The following is a 17040-nucleotide window of genomic DNA, read 5'->3' on the forward strand; positions in this document are numbered from 1 at the left end:
GAGGATTTCCACGGGTCCCTGACTTTTACGGCACTTGCTGACAAGTAAAGCGCGCAATGGAGGATTCTGCTCGTTATTCATCAAGGAGTTGGCGAAATAAGTTGAGGTGGTTTCCGCAAGTGGCCCTCGCAGTATGCTCATGGAGCGAATTCAGCCATGAAATCGCCTGTCGACCCGCTGGACCCTGTGCCGTTTCGCGAATGCATCGGCTCTGTCGGCGTTAGCTGTTGCTAGCCATCGACGGTCGGGCTGAGAGCCCTGTAGGAGCGAGGGGGACGCCGAGTTCTTGCTCGCGAAATGCGCCCGTTCGCCAGCAAGCTGGCTCCTACAAGGGAGCCAGCCAGTGACAACACTTAACTGGGACAGAGCCAATGAATCCGCGCTTCAGGATTCTTCGCCTGCTCGTCTTCGTGCCCAGAACTGCTCCTCGGCAAAGCGCCCTTCCGCCTGGTAGTAGCCGCGCTTCAGGGTGAGGTATTCGTCGATGTGCCGTCCTATGTCGTCGCCATAGGCTTGGCGTTGGAGCGCCTCCCCTGAGCCATCGGCGAAGTGCGCAGCGGCCAGGCGGGCGGCCTGGATGCCAGTGCTCAGGGCGTAGCCAATGCCCATGGACGACAACGGGTCGAAGGCCGCTGCCGCATCTCCTGCCGCTGCCCAGCCCGGGCCGCAGCATGGCACCAGCGATTGCGAGTGGGCCGGCCAGATCCGCAGCGGTTCTTCCGCTTCGCGCCCGCCGATGCGCGCTCGTGTCTGCGGTGCACGGTCCAGCGCGGCCTGCCAGAAAGCGAAGCGGCTGGCGTGGTTTTCCTGCAGCAGGTCGGAGTCGGTCATCAGCACCGACACCACCCTTCCGTCCGGTACCGGCGCGCTGTACCACCAGCCCTGGGGAACTGATTCGACCAGCGAGCAGGCCTCCACCGGCACCGTCGACGCCGCGTGATAGGTGGCGACGCCCACCAGTCGGTCATGCCGCAGCTTCTTCGCGCCGACCGCCCGTGCCAGCCAGGCGCTGCGTCCGGTCGCGTCGATCAGGTAGCCGCAGCGCAGCGGCAATTCGCCGTCCTCCAGGCTGGCCGTGAGGCACCAGCCCTCCTGCTCGCGGCAGATGTCCCGGAGTCGTGCCTTCAGCAGCAACTGGGCGCCGAAGGATCGGGCTGCGTTGGCCAGTCCGGCGTCGAAGCGACGTCGGTCCAGGTGCCAGCCATGGCCGCGACCGGTGAAGAGAAAATCGCGCGCACGCACCTGGTCGTCGCCCCAGGCCGCGGTGAAGGCATAGGACGGGCTGAAACCGGCATCGCGGAAGGCCTCCCCCACGCCGAGGTAGTCCAGCAAGGGCAGTACGCCGGGAGACAGTGTTTCGCCGACCTTGCTGTGCTCATAGCCCGATTGTTCGACCAGCATCACCGAGAGGCCGGTGTAGCGGCGCAGGGTGAGGGCGACCGCGCATGCGGCCGGCCCTCCCCCTGCGATCACTACGTCTACGGCTCCCGGGCGCTCAGCGTACAAGGTGCCCCCGCAGCGGGACGGCCCGGCGGGTATCGACCTGCGGTCGTTGCGGGTCGGGCGCCAGGTACCAGGTATTGAAGAAGTTGGCGTCCGCACCGGTCACCGCGTTACCGGCTCCCGCGACTGCCACGCTGGCGGCGACGAAGCGCTCATTGTTGCGTTCGGTCTCCACGAAGTAGGGGAACAGGTCGCGGTAGGGGCCGGTCGCCTGGTTGGTGATGAAGCCCAGGTAATGCCAGGCCTGGATCATCTCCGAGAAGCTGTTGATCCCACGGCTGTAGATCGACTGAAGGGCCGAGGGAATGCCCGACTGGTTCTGCGACTGTTCGGTGAGGTCGCCAGGCAACACGTTCCACGGGCTTTGCGGCGGCCACCAGTAGGCATAGTAAGTCGGCGCCTTGGGCACGCCGTCCTGCTTGTTCACTTCCGGGTCAGTGAAGTTGACGTACTGCACCGTGCACTGGAAGAAGTCCGCCTGCCAGGGAATGGCCATACGCTTGGTCAGGTCACCTGGTTCGCAGCCCTGGACGCTTGGGTTTGGTGCGGTTTCATTCTCCTGTGGGTCCAGGCCGTAGTGGAAGTAGTAAGCCTCGTCATGTCGGTGGCGGATGCGGAAAGGCGATTCGTAGAGCTCGGGGCTATAGAGACTCCAGGTCACCTCTATGCCCGGGCAGAGTGGGCCGCCGACGCAGTTACCGACGCTGGCGCGGTCCAGTGCGGTGACGCTCGGCAGCGGCGCCGGCGGGTCCAGGGTGAACTTGCCGGCGGCCCATTGGCCCAGCAGGAAGTATTGGGTCCGGGTAAGCGTGAGGAACTTCGCCAGCACCGCGTTGCTGACCGAGTTGGAGCCCGAGTTCAGCGGCATGAGGGGGATGCCCGAGTCGCTGTCGAAGAGCTGGCCCTGCTGGCCGTCGGTGAAGCCGTTCTCACCCGGGTCGCGGAACAGGCGGAAGTAGGCCTGGCGGTACTCGGCGGCTTGCGGGCTGGCGTCGGTGGCGTCGAAGGGTGGCGGCGAGAAGCTGCTGAGTGCCGGCACCGAGGCCACCCAGCGGTAACCCCCGGGGCGTTTGAGGATGGGCTCGATGTCGCGGCGGTAGTTGGCCACGTAGTCGGGGTTGTAGCGACCGTTCTGATAGAGCGTCGGCAGCAGGCCGAGATCGCGCACCGAGACGTCGAAGATCAGGTCGTCGAGGGTGACGATGTTCTCCAGTTCCGGAGCGAACTTGGGTGAGCCGACGATGCACCAGGCGGTGAGGTTGAGCACCTGGCCGTTTTTGAACGTCAGGGTGCAGCTGACCGGGCCGTCGGAGATGTCGTCATGCCAGCCGTCGGCGCCGGCGAAGCTGGTGATCGGCTGGTTGCCGCCGGCATGGCCGTAGCCGCCGAGCACCAGTAGGCGGCCCTGCTGGTCAGTGCGCATTTCGCCCAGGGTGTTCACCGGCAGGCCTTGTGACGGTGCCGGCGGAAAGGAGCCGTAGCGGTAGTCCGGCGGGATGCTGTCCTTGGAGAATTCGGTGACGCCGCCTCGGCCATCGAGGGTGCGCGGGCCCGGGTCGATGATCAGCTGCTGACGCTGCTGTTCGTTGGTCACGCTCGCATTGCGCAGCGGCACGCCGACTTTCTCGTAACTATTGTCCGGGCCTAGCAGCAGGTTGCCCTGCAGCTCCTGGAAGTTGTACCAGGCGGCCTTCTTGTTCGCGAGGTGCACCGTCCATTGCAGGCTGGCCACCTGCGGGTCGTCGAGGGTGACTTCGCGGGTCGAGCCGTCGGCGGCCACCGCGAACACGCAGAAGCGTGCGGCCTGGCGCTTGATGCGGCCCTCGGGGTCCTTGTACTGGTCGACATAGATGGGCTGGCCATGGTCGAACAGTTGCTGACCCTGGGCATCGCAGGCAATCGGTCGGCCGCCGATGGTCTCCGGCGCCAGGTAGAAGGCGTCGGGGCTGTTGCCGACCCTCGCGATGCCGATGCTCGGGCCTATGACGAATTGGTCCATCTCCTTTCCTCCTCTGTATCGCGGTCTTCCATTTCCGCAACGGGCCGGGCCCGCCGCGGGGCTCGTACGACTAGTCGAAATAGCCGGAGCTGCCGGCGAAGAACTGGCTGGCGGGCATGGCGGGGCGCTGCTCCGGCGCCACGGTCTCGATCAGCAGCCCCTGTGGGCCGGGCGGACCGCAGAGGACCACCGCGCCATCGGCCGTGAGGAGCAGACGGCCGGGTGTGCCGCGGTAGTCCCGAGGTGCTGGCGCAGCCATGAGCAGCTCGATGCGCTGGCCGCGGAAATGGCTGAAGGCTCCGGGATAGGGCGGCGACTGGGCGCGGATCAGGTTGTGGATGTCCCGCGCTGGCCGGTACCAGTCGATGCGCATGTCGCGTTCGTCGCGCTTGTGAAAGAAGGTCGCCTGGCGGCTGTCCTGAGCGGTGAAACTCGCGGTCCCACGCTCAAGCGCATCCACCGCGGCCAGCGCCAGGCTGGCAAACAGTGGCAGGGTGCGGTGAAAGATATCGGTGGCGGTCTCCTGAGGGTGGATGGGGACGATCTCCTGCAGGAGGATATCGCCCAGGTCCAGCTCGTCCTCGACCCGGTGCACGGTGACCCCGGTCAGGGTTTCGCCGTTGGCAATAGCCCAGTTGATCGGGGCGAATCCGCCATAACGCGGCAACAGCGCGTCGTGCAGGTTGATGCCACCGTGGCGGGCTAGTGCGCAGATTTGCGGCGACAGCCAGGTTCGCCAGTTGGAAAGCACCAGCAGCTCGGCGTCCTGCGCCTTCAGCAGCTCGGCAAGTTCCGGGGCGTTGGCATAGCGGCATTCGACTACGGGAATGCCCGCGGTAGTGGCCAGGTCGGTGACCGAATCTGACCAGAGGTTGTCCGCGGGGTTGCGGCTAGGCGGGTGGGTCACCACCAGAGGCACGTCATGACCGCTGGCGAGCAGGGCTCTGAGGGTTTCGGTCCCCCAACGCTGAAAACCGAAGAATACGATGCGCATCCATTCGCCCATCCATGGCTCTTCCCTGGTGAAGTGGACACTAGACTCGCGAAGGCAGAAGTCAAATGACGTTCATCGGCAAGGTGCCTGGCCGGCCAGCACCGCCTCTGAATGCCCGCGCTGGCGTAGAAGCCAGGCATCGCCGGCCTCCAGCGCCACCTCTGCCGGTGCAGGGTGGAGGCCGAAGCTCAGCAGGCTGTGGTGATAGGCGTAGGCGCCGCAATTGGGCAGTGCCAACAGGTCGCCCGGTTCGGGCATGGGCAGTGCTAGGTCCTCCACCAGCACGTCCTGCGGTGTTGGCAGGCAACCGGCGACGCACACCTGGTGTTCGCGTCGGCCTGTAGCGCCAACCAGCCGTAACAGCCGGTTGGCCTTGCCGTTGTAACCCCGGAGCAGGTTGTGGATGCCGCCGTCGACGATCACCCAGGTTCGCCCACGGGATTCGCGCACATCCAGCACGCGGGTGAGGTAGCAGCCGCTTTCGGCCACCAGGTAACGGCCGACTTCCAGCACCAGCCGCAGTGTTATTCCGGCGCTGGCCTGCAGCTGGTGCAGACCTTCGGTGAAGCGCTTCAGGTCCAGGGCGGGCTCGTCTTGCGCATAAGGCACTCCAAGACCGCCGCCGATATCCAGGCTGTCCAGGTCCCGGTGGCCGGCGCGGCGCAATGTTTCCAGGCGTCCCAGCAGCCAGCTGGCCGGTCGCAGCAGCTGGGTCGGGTCCAGCACATTGCTGGCGACGTAGCATTGCAGGCCACGCAAGCGCAGTCCGGGCATGGCTTGCAGGCTGGGCAACGCCTCGGCCAAGTGCGCGTCGTCAATGCCGAACTTGCTGCTCGCCTGTGCGACCTGGATACCGTCGCGCGCTGCCTCCTCCAGCAGGGCGGCTGGCGGATGCACCCGCAGCAGCACGTCCTGGCAATAGCCCAGGTGCAGCGCGATGGCATCGAGCCGACGCGCCTCGATCAGGGACTCCAGCACGATCAGGCCCGGGCGGTGCGCGCAGAGGCGTTCGAGCAGTGCCGGGTGCTTGGCGGGGCCGGTGAACAGCAACTGATCTGGCGTGAAACCGGCCGCCAGGGCAGTCACCAGTTCGCCCTCGGAGCTGATGTCGGCGCCCAGGCCCGCTTCCCGCAGGAGTCGGCAGATGCCCAGCGAGGGGTTGGCCTTGAAGGCGTAATGCAGCGTCGCGCCAGGCGGCAGCGCGTTGAGCAAATTGGTGGCCTGGTGGCGGATGCGCGCCAGATCGTAGGTGAACAACGGGGTGCCGAAGCGTTCGGCGACCGCAGTCAGGGTGGCGTCGGTGGGATGGTCTAGCATGAGGTTCGTCCATGAGCTTTCACTGTTTTTAGCAGAAGGCAGTCCGGTATCCAGGGAAGGAGCAACCCATGAAAATCGTTCTGGCGTATTCCGGCGGTCTCGACACTTCGGTGGCCCTGCGCTGGCTGAAGGAAAATCATGACGCGGAGGTGATCGCCTTCTGCGCCAATCTCGGCCAGCCCGAGGACTTCCAGGCGATCCGCGAAAAGGCGCTGGCCAGTGGTGCCTGCAAGGTGATCATCGAGGATCTGCGCGAGGAATACCTGCGCGACTACGTCTTCCCAGCATTGCGGGCCGGCGCGCTGTACGAGCGGCGCTACACCATGGCCGCCCCCCTGGGACGCCCATTGATCGCCCGGCACCTGGTGCGCATTGCCCATGCCGAAGGCGCCGAAGCGGTGGCGCACGGCTCCACGGGCAAGGGCAACGACCAGGTGCGTTTCTATGCCGGTGTGGTCGCCCATGATCCGGCCCTGCGGGTGCTGGCGCCCTGTGCTGAATGGGAGCTGAAATCCCGCGACGAGGAGCTGGCTTATGCACAGCGCTTCGGCATCCCGGTAAGCGCCACCGCCGACAGCCCGTTCAGCATGGATGGCAGCCTCTGGGGTACCAGCACGGAATGTGGAGTAATCGACGACTTTCGCGCCAGGCTGCCGCGAACTGCCTACCAGTTGACCACTGACCCGCAAGAAGCGCCCGACACGCCTGCGCATGTCGCGATCGGTTTCGAGCGCGGTGTGCCGGTGAGTCTGGACGGCCAGCGCCTGGCGCCCATGGAACTGGTCCGGCGTCTCACCGATCTGGGCGGCCGGCATGGCGTCGGCCGCGTCGACATGGTGGAAAACAGCCTGATGGGCATCAAGAACCGTGCCCTCTACGAAAGCCCCGCCGGGGCCATCCTGCACTTCGCCCATCGCGAACTGGAGGATCTCACCATCGACTGCGACACCCTGCACTGCAAGGCCGAGCTGGCGCTGAAATACTCCGAACTGGTCTACCGCGGGCAATGGTGGTCGCCGCTACGCAAGGCCCTCGACGCTTTCGTGGAAGCCAGCCAGGCGCATGTCAACGGCAGCATCGCACTGCGCCTGTACAAAGGCGGGATCGTGGTCGAGGGCCGCGAGACCGCTGACGCGCTGTTCGACTATGGCCTGACGGCCCATGACGGCGCCGACCGATTCGACCATCCGGCGGGTATCGGTTTCGCGTATGTCTGGTCCCTGCCCCAGCGGATACGTGCCAAGCTCCGTGGGCCGGCTTCGGAGCTCTGAAGCGGGCGAGCCCTTGCATCGGGGGCGACCGCTGGGGGGGGCGGCTGCTAACCTGTGACGACCTTCCGGATGCGATGTCCCCGATGCTCAATCTCTACCACGCCAACGACCTGGAAAGCCTCGGCGAGCTAGCCTGCATGCTGCTCGCGCAACCCCTGCAAGACCCCCTGGCACCCGCCCAGGTAGTGGTGCCGAGCCAAGGCATGGGGCGCTGGCTGACACTGCAGCTGGCACGCAAGCAGGGCATTGCCATGCACCTGGACATCCAGTTGCCGGCACGCTTCGTCTGGGACGTCACCCGGCGGGTGCTGGGCGAGCTGCCGCCGCAGTCGGCCTTCAACCCGGTCACTCTCGGCTGGCGCCTATACGACTGGCTGTGCGAGCCGGAGAACCTTGCGCGTGCGTCGCGCCTGGCGCAATACCTCGACGGTGGCGACGAGCGCCGACGCCTGACCCTGGCCGCGCGCATCGCTGACGTTTTCGACCAATACCTGCTCTACCGCGACGACTGGCTGGATGCCTGGGAGCGCGGTGAAAGCTGCGGCCTCGGCCCGGACGAAGAATGGCAGGCGCTGCTCTGGCGCGAACTGACCGCCGACGGCCACCCGCACCGCGCACGCCTGCTTGGCGATCTGCTGGCCCGGCTGCACAGCGGCGAACCCATTGCCTGCCTGCCCGAGCGCCTGGTGGTATTCGGCATCAGCAGCCTGCCGCCGCACCACATGCGCGTGCTGGACGGGCTGGCGCAGCATTGCGAGGTCATCCTCTTTGCCCTCAACCCCTGCCGCGAGGCCTGGGGCGACATCCGCGACATCCGCGAATTGGCCAAGCTGCCGGAGCCGGGAATCGACGACTGGTACCTGGACGTCGGTCACCCGCTGCTGGCCAGCCTTGGCAAGCAGGGGCGCGACTTCTTCGATGCGCTGTTCACCCTGGGTGGCCAGGAAGTTGGCGTCTACGCCGAGGACGAAGACCTCCAGGACAGCAGCCTGCTGCGCGCCGTGCAGAACGACATCCTGCGTCTGCGCACCCGCCGCTCCGAGGAACGCCTGGCCCTGCGCGAGGATGATCGCTCGCTGGAGGTGCACCTCTGCCACTCGCCGCTGCGCGAGGTGGAAGTGCTGCACGACCAACTGCTCGCCCGATTCAAGGCCGACCCCAGCCTCAGCCCCGACCAGGTGGTGGTGCTGACGCCGGATATCGAACGCTATGCGCCGTACATCGAAGCCGTATTCGCCCCGCGCGAGGGCGTGCCGCGCATCCCCTTCAGTCTCGCCGACCGGAGCCTGCGCGCCGAGCTGCCGCTGGTGGAAACCTTTCTCGCCATGCTGGAGCTGCCGCAGAGCCGCTTTGCCGCCGAGGAACTGCTTGCCTGGCTGGAGCAGCCGGCCCTGGCGGCTCGGGCGGGCATCGAGTCGGAAGACCTGCCGTTGCTGCGCGACTGGCTGCGTGACGCCGGCGTGCGCTGGGGCCGAGATGGCGCCCACCGTGCCCGCCTGGGGTTGCCGGAGGAAGGTGCCTTCAGCTGGCGCCAAGGCCTCGATCGACTGCTGCTCGGCTTCGCTGCGCCACCGCAACTGGCCGGCGAGGCGCCGCCCCTGCTTGGGGATAACTGGCCGTTGGACGCGTTGGAAGGCGCGCGGGCGCAACTGCTCGGGCGCCTGGCCGGGTTCGTGCAGCGCCTCGGTAGCCTGGCCGACGACATGGCGCGGCCACGGCCGCTAGTGGAATGGGCCGACACCCTGCAGGGGCTGCTCGACCAGCTGATCGACGAGCGCGAGGCCGGCGATACCCTGCTGCTGCTATCCCAGGCCTGCGGCGCCCTGCGTGAGCAGGCCGAAGCCGCCGGCATCGAGCGCCCGCTGGAGCTGGCGCTGGTGCGCCAGCATCTGGTGGCGGCGCTGGATTCGGGCAGCGGTGCCTCGGGCTTCCTCACCGGCGCGGTGACCTTCTGCACCATGGTGCCCATGCGCAGCCTGCCGTTCCGTCACGTCTGCCTGCTGGGCCTGGACGATGGCGCCTTCCCCCGCCGTACACCGGCTGCCGGCTTCGACCTGATCGCCCGCAAGCCACGCCGGGGCGACCGCGCCCGCCGCCTGGACGACCGTTACCTGTTGCTGGAAACCCTGCAGTCGGCGCGCGACGGCCTCTACCTCAGCTTCGTCGGCCGTGACCCGCGCGACAATGCCCACCTGCCGCCCTCGGTGCTGGTCAGCGAACTGCTGGAAACCATCGACCTCACGGCGACCGCCGACGAGGGCAAGGCCAGCGAGCGCATCCTGCTGGCCCACCCGCTGCAACCCTTCGCCTCGGGCAACTTCGCCGGCGCCGCTCACGCCGGGTTCGCCGCCCCCTGGTTCCGCGCCGCCCAGCGCCTGGCCGAGCCGCCGCAAGCGTCCGCCGCGCCGTTCGCCCTGCCACTGCCGGAGCCGGATGCCGACTGGCTGACCCTGGAACCTTCGCAACTCATCCAGTGCTTCCGCCATCCGGCGCGCTTCCTGCTGGAACAACGGTTGGGCCTGCGTCTGGCCGAAGCTGAGGAGGCCTTGGCCAGCGACGAGCCCTTCGCCCTTGAAGGCCCGGCCTGGCGCGGCCTGCGCCAGTTGGCGCTGGATGCTGTCGAGCGTGGCTGGTCGGAGGCAGACGAGCGACGCATCGCCCGTGCCGCCGGCTGGCTGCCCACTGGCGAGCTGGGCTATGCGCTCTGGGGGCAGTTGCGTGGACCGGTGCGCGCCTTTGCACCGCGCTTGTCCGAGGCACGGCCCGAGGAAGTCCCGCAGCCGCTGCTGGTGGATATCGAACTGGCCGGTGTGCGCATCCATGGCTGGCTGGATGGTGTCACTTCGCAGGGGTTGTTCGGCTGGCGCCTGAATCGCCTGGGCGAATGGGAGCTGGCGCCCTTCTGGCTGCGCCACCTGTTGCTCAACCTCGCTGCCACGCCAGGCATTGCCCGCGACAGCCGCCTCCTCTCGCCCGCCGGTGATTGGCAGGCCGGCCCGCTGGCCAACGCCAGGGAGCTGCTGGAGCCCTGGCTGCATGCCTACCGCGAAGCCCTGTGCAGTCCCCTGCCCTTGCTCACCAAGGCGAGTCACGGGTTTGCCCACGGCCTGCGCAAGCCCGGCCGCAAGGAACCCCTCGACGCCGCCCGCAGCAAGGCGCGAATGGCCTGGGAGGGCATCGATTTCGGACCAATAGGCGAATCGCAGGACCCTTGGTACGCCCTCGCCTTCCGCGACCGCGAGGCGCTGGGCGAACGCTTCGAAACGCTGGCGGAAACCCTGCTGGGGCCAGCGCTGGATGTCTTGGCGGGAGGTGAAGATGAGGATTGATCCGATGCTCTGCCTGCTTTTGGCCGCCCTCTTTCGGGGGGAGAGCGAGCTTGCTTCATGCCGAGCTGAATCAGGCGCTCTTCCTGTGGGGGCGAATTCATTCACGAAGCAGGCCGCAGGCCTGCGCTGCCGCTTGCTGACCGAGGGCCGCCCATGAGCCTCGACCTTCTCAACGACACCTTCACCGGCCGCAGCCTGATCGAGGCCAGCGCCGGCACCGGCAAGACCTGGACCCTGACCGCGCTCTACGCGCGCCTGTTGCTCGAGCGCCAACTGGGTGTCGGGCAGGTCCTCGTCGTCACCTACACCACTGCCGCCACCGCCGAGCTGCGTGAGCGCATCCGCGCGCGCCTGGCCGCTCTGCTCGCTGTCTACGAAGGCGCGCCGGCGCCGGACCCGGTGCTGGCTGGGCTGCATGCGCAGTACCCGGGTGAGGAACACCACCGCCGCCTGCTGCTGGCAGTGCATGGCTTCGACGAAGCGGCCATCTTCACCATCCACGGCTTCTGCCAGCGTGCCCTGCAGGACGCCGCGTTCGAGGCCGGTGGTGATTTCGACAGCGAATTGGCCACCGATGACCGCGAGGTGCTCGACGCCCTGCTCGCCGACCTCTGGCGTCGCGAGCTGTCCGAGGCCGAGCCGGCCTGGGCGCGTTTCCTCGCGCAGAAACGCATCACTCCGGTATGGCTGCGCCAGCGCCTGCGCGCGCATCTGGGCAAGCCGTACCTGCGCATCGAGCCGAGCGAGCTCAAGGCAGGCGACCTCTCCGCCGCCAGCGAGGCCTGGAGCCATGCCCAGGGCTTCTGGCAGCGCCAGGGCGCGCAGTGGCTGGAGACGCTGACCCGGTTCGATGGCCTGAACAAACGCAGTTACGACGCCGCCAAGTTTGTCCTTTGGCAGGCGGAGTTGGACGCCTATTTCGCCGACCCGGCCGCCCTCTTCGCGGCGCCCACCGGTCTGGAGAAGCTCGCCAGGGAAGCATTGATCAAGGCCACCAAGAAGGGCTTCGACGCGCCACTGGATGCGGTGTCCGATGCCCTGCAAGGCGTGCTGGATGCCCTGGCCGAGGCCGAACCCGCCGGTGCGGCGCGATTGATCGCCCTGCAGGTGCGCCTGCTGGAAACCCTCAACCGCGAGCTGCCTGCGCGCAAGGCGGCGCAACGCCTGCTGGCGTTCGATGACCTGCTCAACCGTCTCGAGGACGCCTTGCATGGCCCCGTCGGCGAGGCTCTGGGCCAGGCCTTGCGTGAGCGCTACCCGGTGGCGCTGATCGACGAGTTCCAGGACACCGACCCGGTGCAGTACGCAATCTTCCGCCGGGTGTATGAGCACGAAGGTGATCTGTGCTTCGTCGGCGATCCCAAGCAGGCCATCTACGCCTTCAGGGGCGCGGACCTCGCCACCTACCTGAAGGCCCGTGAGGAAGCCGCCCGGCAGTACAGCCTGGATACCAACCACCGCTCCACCCCGGAGCTGATCGCCGCGCTCAACCAGGTGTTTGCCCGGCCCCTGCCCTTCGCCGAACCCGGCCTCGACTACCCGCCCGTGGGCGCCAGCAACAAGTCGCGTGCGCACCTGGTGCTGCCCGGGGCCGACGCGCCGCTGGAGCTGGTCTGGCTGGGTGACGAGCCCATCGGCAAGGGTGAGGCCGGCAGCGCCGTGGCTGTCGATACCGCCAGGCGCATCGCCGGGTTGCTGGCGGCCAGCACTCGCGGTGAGGCCTATTTCGAGGATAACGGACAGCGGATTCCGCTGCAGGGCGGTGATATCGCCGTACTGGTATCCAGTCACCGCCAGGCCGGCGATGTCGCCGCCGAACTGGCCGCTCGCGGTGTGCCCAGCGTGCGCCGTGGCCGCGACAGCGTCTGGCACAGCGAGGAAGCCGAGGAACTGGCCGCGGTGCTGGCCGCCTATGCCGAGCCGGGTCGCGAAGGCGTGTTGCGCTACGCCCTGGCCACCCGCCTGCTGGGCCGCGACGCACTGCAACTTGCGCGCTGCCAGGATGACGAGCACGCCTGGGACGAGGAGCGCGAGAGCGCCGAACGCTACCACCAGCTCTGGCAGCAGCAGGGCTTCATGCGCGCCTTCCGCGCCTGGCTCGACGAACAGGGTGTGGCCGAACGCCTGATCGCCCTGCCCGACGGTGAACGTCGCCTGACCAACCTCCTCCACCTGGCCGAGTTGCTGCAGACCGAAAGCCTCCAGCGCCCCGGCCTGGAACCGCTGCTGGCATGGTTCAACGCCCAGCGCGGCGCCGAAAGCCATGGCGACGATGCCCTGCTGCGCCTGGAAAGCGATGCCGAGCGCGTGCAGATCGTCACCGTGCACACCAGCAAGGGCCTGGAATACCCGCTGGTGTTCTGCCCCTACCTGTGGGACGGCGCCCTGCTGCGTCGGGATGAAGACATTACCTGCCACGCCGCCGACGGCACCCCGCTGCTGGACCTCGGCAGTGATGACTTCGACGCTCATCGCGCCGTGGCCCGTCGTGAGCGTTTCGCCGAGCGCCTGCGCCTGGCCTACGTTGCCCTCACCCGCGCCCGCGACCGGCTCTGGCTGCACTGGGGCCCGGTGGCGCTGCCCAAGGCGAAGAAGGATGGCGAGTTGCCGGAAGACGGCCTGCACAGCTGCGCCCTCGCCTGGTTGCTGCATGGCCGCTCGCTGGACCAGGAGGATGTGCTGGGCGCTCTGGCCAGCCACCTGGCGGCCCTCGATGGCGCCGGCTTGCGTCGGGAACTGGAAGCCCTGGCTGGTGCCAGCGCTGGTCAGATCGCCCTGGTTTATCCACAAGTGGATGAGGCCAGCGCCCAGGGCGAATCCCGCGCCGAGGCGCCTGCCATCCTGGCTACCCTGTCGCGCACGCTCAGCAGCACCTGGCGTGTCGGCAGCTTCTCCGGCTTGGCGGCCGGCATGCACATGGAGGCGCCGGATCGCGACACCCTGGCCATGCCTTCCACCCAGGACCCGGGCACAGGCTTCTTCGCCTTCCCGCGTGGCGCCCGCGCCGGTACCTGCCTGCACGCCATCCTCGAAGACTGGATGCGTGACGAGGGCGAGTTGCCGGCGCTGGTGCAGAAGCACCTGCAAGGCCACGGTCTGCCGGACAGCTGGTCGGAAATCGCCAGTGCCCACCTGCAGCAGGTGCTGGACACCGACCTCGACGGCCAGGGTATGACCCTGGCTGGCCTCGCCTCGGCGCGGCGTCTACCGGAACTCGGCTTCACCTTTCCAGTGGCCGAGCTGGACGTCGCACGCCTGCGCGCCCTCCTCGCCAACCCGGCCTTCGGACTGCCGGAACCGATGCGCCTGGCCGCCGAGCGCCTGGAGTTCGACACCCTGAAGGGCTTCATGAAAGGCTTCATCGACCTGACTTTCGAGCACGCCGGACGATGGTACATCGCCGACTACAAGTCCAACTGGCTCGGTCCGGACGCCGGCTGGTACGTCGGCGAGCGCTTGGAGCAGGCCATCGCCGCCGAGCATTATCACCTGCAGTACCTCATCTACCTGGTGGCGTTGCGGCGTTTCCTGCGTCAGCGCCTGGATGGCTTTTCCAGTGATCAGCTCGGCGGTGCCTTTTACCTGTTCCTGCGCGGCATGCCGGACGCCGGGGTGTACTTCCACCGTCCCGCCGACAGCCTGCTCGACGCACTGGACCATCTGTTCGAGGAGGGCCGCGGATGAACCTGGCCGACTGGACCCTGGGCCCGCTGGAGCGGTATTTCACCGAGAGCCTACAGCGCCTCGATCCTAAGGCGGATGCGTCGGTGCTGGCCGCTGCCGCACTGTGCTGTCAGGCACTGGGGGCCGGCGATGTCTGCCTGCCGCTGGCGCGGGTGGCCGGCCAGCGCGTGTTCGCCGACGCCGGACCGGGCCTTCTGGCGCCATCGCTGGAGGCCTGGCTGGCGTCTTTGCGGGGCTCACGGCTGGTGGCCAGCCCAGGCGGCTATGCGCCGCTGACCCTGGATGGCGCCCGCCTCTACCTCAGCCGCTATCACGCGTACGAGGCGCAGCTGGCGGCCAATCTGCTACAGCGCGCCGCGGCGCGGCCAGAAGTGGACGAAGTACAGCTCAGTGAGTCGCTGGCGCGCCTGTTCGCCCGCAACACCCAACAGCCGGATTGGCAACGCCTGGCGGCTGCGCAAGCGGTTCGGCGCAACCTCGCGGTGATTTCCGGCGGCCCCGGGACCGGCAAGACCACCACCGTGGTGCGCCTGCTCGCCGCCCTGCTGGAACAGCCTGGCGGTCAGCGGTTGGCTATCGGCCTGGCCGCGCCCACCGGCAAGGCGGCCGCGCGCATGGCCGAGGCTATCCGCAATGCCAAGGCCGAGCTGCCGGTGAGCGATTCGATCAAGGCGGCACTCCCCGAAGAGGCGCGCACCCTGCACCGCCTGCTCGGCAGCCGCGGCGACAGCCCGCGGGTGCGCCACCATGCCGATAACCCGCTGCCGCTGGACGTGCTGGTGGTGGACGAGGCATCCATGGTCGACCTCGCACTGATGGCCAAGCTGCTCGACGCCCTGCCGCCCAATGCACGGTTGATCCTGCTCGGTGACAAGGACCAGCTCGCTGCCGTGGAAGCTGGTGCGGTATTCGCCGAACTCTGCGAGGGGCGTGGCTTCGATGCCCAGGCGGCGGCCGACCTGCAACGCCTGACCGGTCAGCCTGTGCCAGTCGATAACCCGCGCTCGCGGTTGGGCGACGCGGTGGTGCTGCTCACCCACAGCCATCGCTTCGCCGGCGACAGCGGGATCGGCGAGCTGGCGCGGCGGATCAACGGCGGTAATGCGCGCGGTACTCTCGACCTGCTGCGCGGCGCGCACCCGGATCTGGCCTGGAATGCCGCGCCCAGCCCGGCGGCCCTGCTGGAGCGTCTGGAAAGTGGCTATGCGCCCTACTTCGCTGCCGTGCGCAGTGGCGATCCGCAGACCGCCTTCACCGCTTTCAACGGCTTCCGCGCCCTCACTGCCCAGCGTGAAGGCCCATGGGGCGTCGGCGGTATCAACGAGGCGCTGGAGGCCCGTATCCGCCGACGCCTGGGGGTTCCCAGCCGCGAGCGCTGGTACGCCGGGCGTGCGGTCATGGTGCGGCAGAACGACTATGCCCTGGGGCTGTTCAACGGTGACATCGGCCTGTGCCTTTCCACGCCCAACGGCCTGCGGGTGTTCTTCGAGGGTGACGAAGGCTACCGCCCTTTCGCTCCGGCGCGCCTGCCGAGCCACGACAGTGCCTTTGCCATGACGGTGCACAAGAGCCAGGGTTCGGAGTTCACTGAGGTGCTCCTGGCACTGCCGGAGCAGCCCAGCCCGCTATTGACCCGTGCGCTGTTCTATACCGGCATCACCCGCGCCAAGCTGAAGGTGGAAATCTGGGGATTGCCAGCGCGGCTCGCCGAGGCGGTCTCGACCAAGGCCGAGCGTGCGGCGGGGTTGGCGGAACGACTGGGAGTGTCGGCACAGGAACCCCCTGTGCCGTCGGGGCCAGTACAGGAGCAGGATCAGCTGAGCCTGTTCTAGCGGCGGAGCATGGCTTCCTGTGGGGGCGAAATCATTGGCTCTGTCGGCGTTAGCTGTTGCTAGCCATCAACGGTCGGGCTGAGAGCCCTGTAGGAGCGAGGGGGACGCCGAGTTCTTGCTCGCGAAATGAGCCCGTTCGCCAGCAAGCTGGCTCCTACAAGGGAGCCAGCCAGTGACAACACTTGACTGGGACAGAGCCAATTCATTCGCCAAGCAGGCCGAAGGTCTGCCCTGGGGCGCCGAAGGAGCCACGCTATGGCTCTTTGCGAATGAATTCGCCCCCACAACGCAGAGTGGTGCTCAATAAGAAACGGGGCCATCAGGCCCCGTTTTTCACTGCGTCGGCTTACTCGCCAGGAATGTCCTTGCGCAGTTTCACCGGCTCCACTTCCTTGCGCCCGCGGGCGATGCGCATGCGGATGTTGAGCGCTTCCACGGCCAGGGAGAAGGCCATGGCGAAGTAGACATAGCCCTTCGGCACATGCACTTCGAAGGATTCGGCGATCAGCACGGTACCGACCACGACCAGGAAGGACAGCGCCAGCATCTTCAGGCTCGGGTGCTTGTCGATGAACGAGCTGATGGTGCCGGCGGCCAGCATCATCACCAGCACGGCGACGATGATCGCGGCGACCATGACCGGCACGTTGGAGACCATGCCGACGGCGGTGATCACCGAGTCCAGCGAGAACACGATGTCGATGATGGCGATCTGGATGATGGTGCCGATGAAGCCGCCGGCCATGCTCTTGGGCTCGCCTTCGGTTTCGTCTTCGCCTTCCAGGCTGTGATACATCTCGGTGCTGCTCTTCCACAGGAGGAACAGGCCACCGAAGAACAGGATCAGGTCACGCCCCGAGATGCCCTGGCCGAATACCTCGAACAGGTCGGTGGTGAGCCGCATGATCCAGGTGATCGACAGCAGCAACAGAATACGGGTGACCATCGCCAACGCCAGGCCGAAGAGTCGCGTGCGCGCCTGCAGGTGCGGCGGCATGCGCCCTACCAGGATGGCGATCATGATGATGTTGTCGATGCCGAGAACGATTTCCAGGGCCGTCAGAGTGAAGAAGGCGACCCAGATTTCCGGGCTGGTCAGCCATTCCATGAT

General features: G+C 67.3%; 9 protein-coding genes. 4 read left to right on the forward strand and 5 right to left on the reverse strand.

Features of this window, described 5'->3' with window-relative positions; genetic code table 11:
- Positions 1 to 384 precede the first annotated feature (384 nt).
- The 4 genes from J7302_RS15025 to J7302_RS15040 form a co-directional block, all read right to left on the reverse strand.
- Positions 385 to 1506 (reverse strand): tryptophan 7-halogenase, encoded by a 1122-nt coding sequence (locus tag J7302_RS15025; protein ID WP_215376126.1) that lies wholly within the window; start codon positions 1504 to 1506, stop codon positions 385 to 387.
- Positions 1496 to 3502 carry a CTQ-dependent lysine 6-oxidase LodA gene (lodA, locus tag J7302_RS15030; protein WP_215376129.1) on the reverse strand — a complete coding sequence of 669 codons (2007 nt, stop codon included), beginning with the start codon at positions 3500 to 3502 and terminating at the stop codon, positions 1496 to 1498. Before lodA ends, J7302_RS15025 begins: the two co-directional genes overlap by 11 nt.
- A gap of 70 nt (positions 3503 to 3572) precedes the next feature.
- Complete coding sequence (locus J7302_RS15035) at positions 3573 to 4508, reverse strand: methionyl-tRNA formyltransferase (protein WP_215376132.1); 936 nt, start codon at positions 4506 to 4508, stop codon at positions 3573 to 3575.
- Positions 4509 to 4568: 60 nt separating this feature from the next.
- Positions 4569 to 5813 carry a diaminopimelate decarboxylase family protein gene (locus tag J7302_RS15040; RefSeq protein ID WP_215376135.1) on the reverse strand — a complete coding sequence of 415 codons (1245 nt, stop codon included), beginning with the start codon at positions 5811 to 5813 and terminating at the stop codon, positions 4569 to 4571.
- A gap of 68 nt (positions 5814 to 5881) precedes the next feature.
- Here J7302_RS15040 and J7302_RS15045 point away from each other — a divergent pair, with 68 nt between their 5' ends.
- The 4 genes from J7302_RS15045 to recD all read left to right on the forward strand — a co-directional run bounded on the left by J7302_RS15045 (position 5882) and on the right by recD (position 15929).
- Positions 5882 to 7084, forward strand: a complete 1203-nt coding sequence (locus tag J7302_RS15045; protein ID WP_215376138.1) for an argininosuccinate synthase — start codon at positions 5882 to 5884, stop codon at positions 7082 to 7084.
- 83 nt (positions 7085 to 7167) lie between these two features.
- Entirely contained in the window at positions 7168 to 10413 is a 3246-nt protein-coding gene (recC, locus tag J7302_RS15050) for an exodeoxyribonuclease V subunit gamma (RefSeq protein WP_215376251.1), read from the forward strand.
- A gap of 153 nt (positions 10414 to 10566) precedes the next feature.
- On the forward strand, positions 10567 to 14097 hold the full coding sequence (gene recB, locus J7302_RS15055) for an exodeoxyribonuclease V subunit beta (RefSeq protein ID WP_215376142.1): 3531 nt from the start codon (positions 10567 to 10569) through the stop codon (positions 14095 to 14097).
- Positions 14094 to 15929, forward strand: coding sequence for an exodeoxyribonuclease V subunit alpha (gene recD / locus J7302_RS15060; protein WP_215376147.1), 1836 nt, complete (start codon positions 14094 to 14096; stop codon positions 15927 to 15929). The genes recB and recD overlap by 4 nt, the downstream gene beginning before the upstream one ends.
- Before the next feature lie 346 nt (positions 15930 to 16275).
- Here recD and J7302_RS15065 read toward each other — a convergent pair whose 3' ends face one another.
- Positions 16276 to 17037, reverse strand: a complete 762-nt coding sequence (locus tag J7302_RS15065) for a TerC family protein (RefSeq protein ID WP_215376150.1) — start codon at positions 17035 to 17037, stop codon at positions 16276 to 16278.
- Positions 17038 to 17040 lie beyond the last annotated feature (3 nt).

Source organism: Metapseudomonas boanensis (assembly GCF_018704125.1).
GTDB lineage: Bacteria > Pseudomonadota > Gammaproteobacteria > Pseudomonadales > Pseudomonadaceae > Metapseudomonas > Metapseudomonas boanensis.

Excerpts from the sequence above, each read along its gene's own strand:
- recD (WP_215376147.1), top strand. The coding sequence starts at position 14,094 with ATGAACCTGGCCGACTGGACCCTGGGCCCGCTGGAGCGGTATTTCACC.
- recB (WP_215376142.1), top strand. The coding sequence starts at position 10,567 with ATGAGCCTCGACCTTCTCAACGACACCTTCACCGGCCGCAGCCTGATC.
- J7302_RS15045 (WP_215376138.1), top strand. The coding sequence starts at position 5,882 with ATGAAAATCGTTCTGGCGTATTCCGGCGGTCTCGACACTTCGGTGGCC.
- lodA (WP_215376129.1), bottom strand. The coding sequence starts at position 3,502 with ATGGACCAATTCGTCATAGGCCCGAGCATCGGCATCGCGAGGGTCGGC.
- recC (WP_215376251.1), top strand. The coding sequence starts at position 7,168 with ATGCTCAATCTCTACCACGCCAACGACCTGGAAAGCCTCGGCGAGCTA.
- J7302_RS15035 (WP_215376132.1), bottom strand. The coding sequence starts at position 4,508 with ATGGGCGAATGGATGCGCATCGTATTCTTCGGTTTTCAGCGTTGGGGG.
- J7302_RS15065 (WP_215376150.1), bottom strand. The coding sequence starts at position 17,037 with ATGGAATGGCTGACCAGCCCGGAAATCTGGGTCGCCTTCTTCACTCTG.
- J7302_RS15040 (WP_215376135.1), bottom strand. The coding sequence starts at position 5,813 with ATGCTAGACCATCCCACCGACGCCACCCTGACTGCGGTCGCCGAACGC.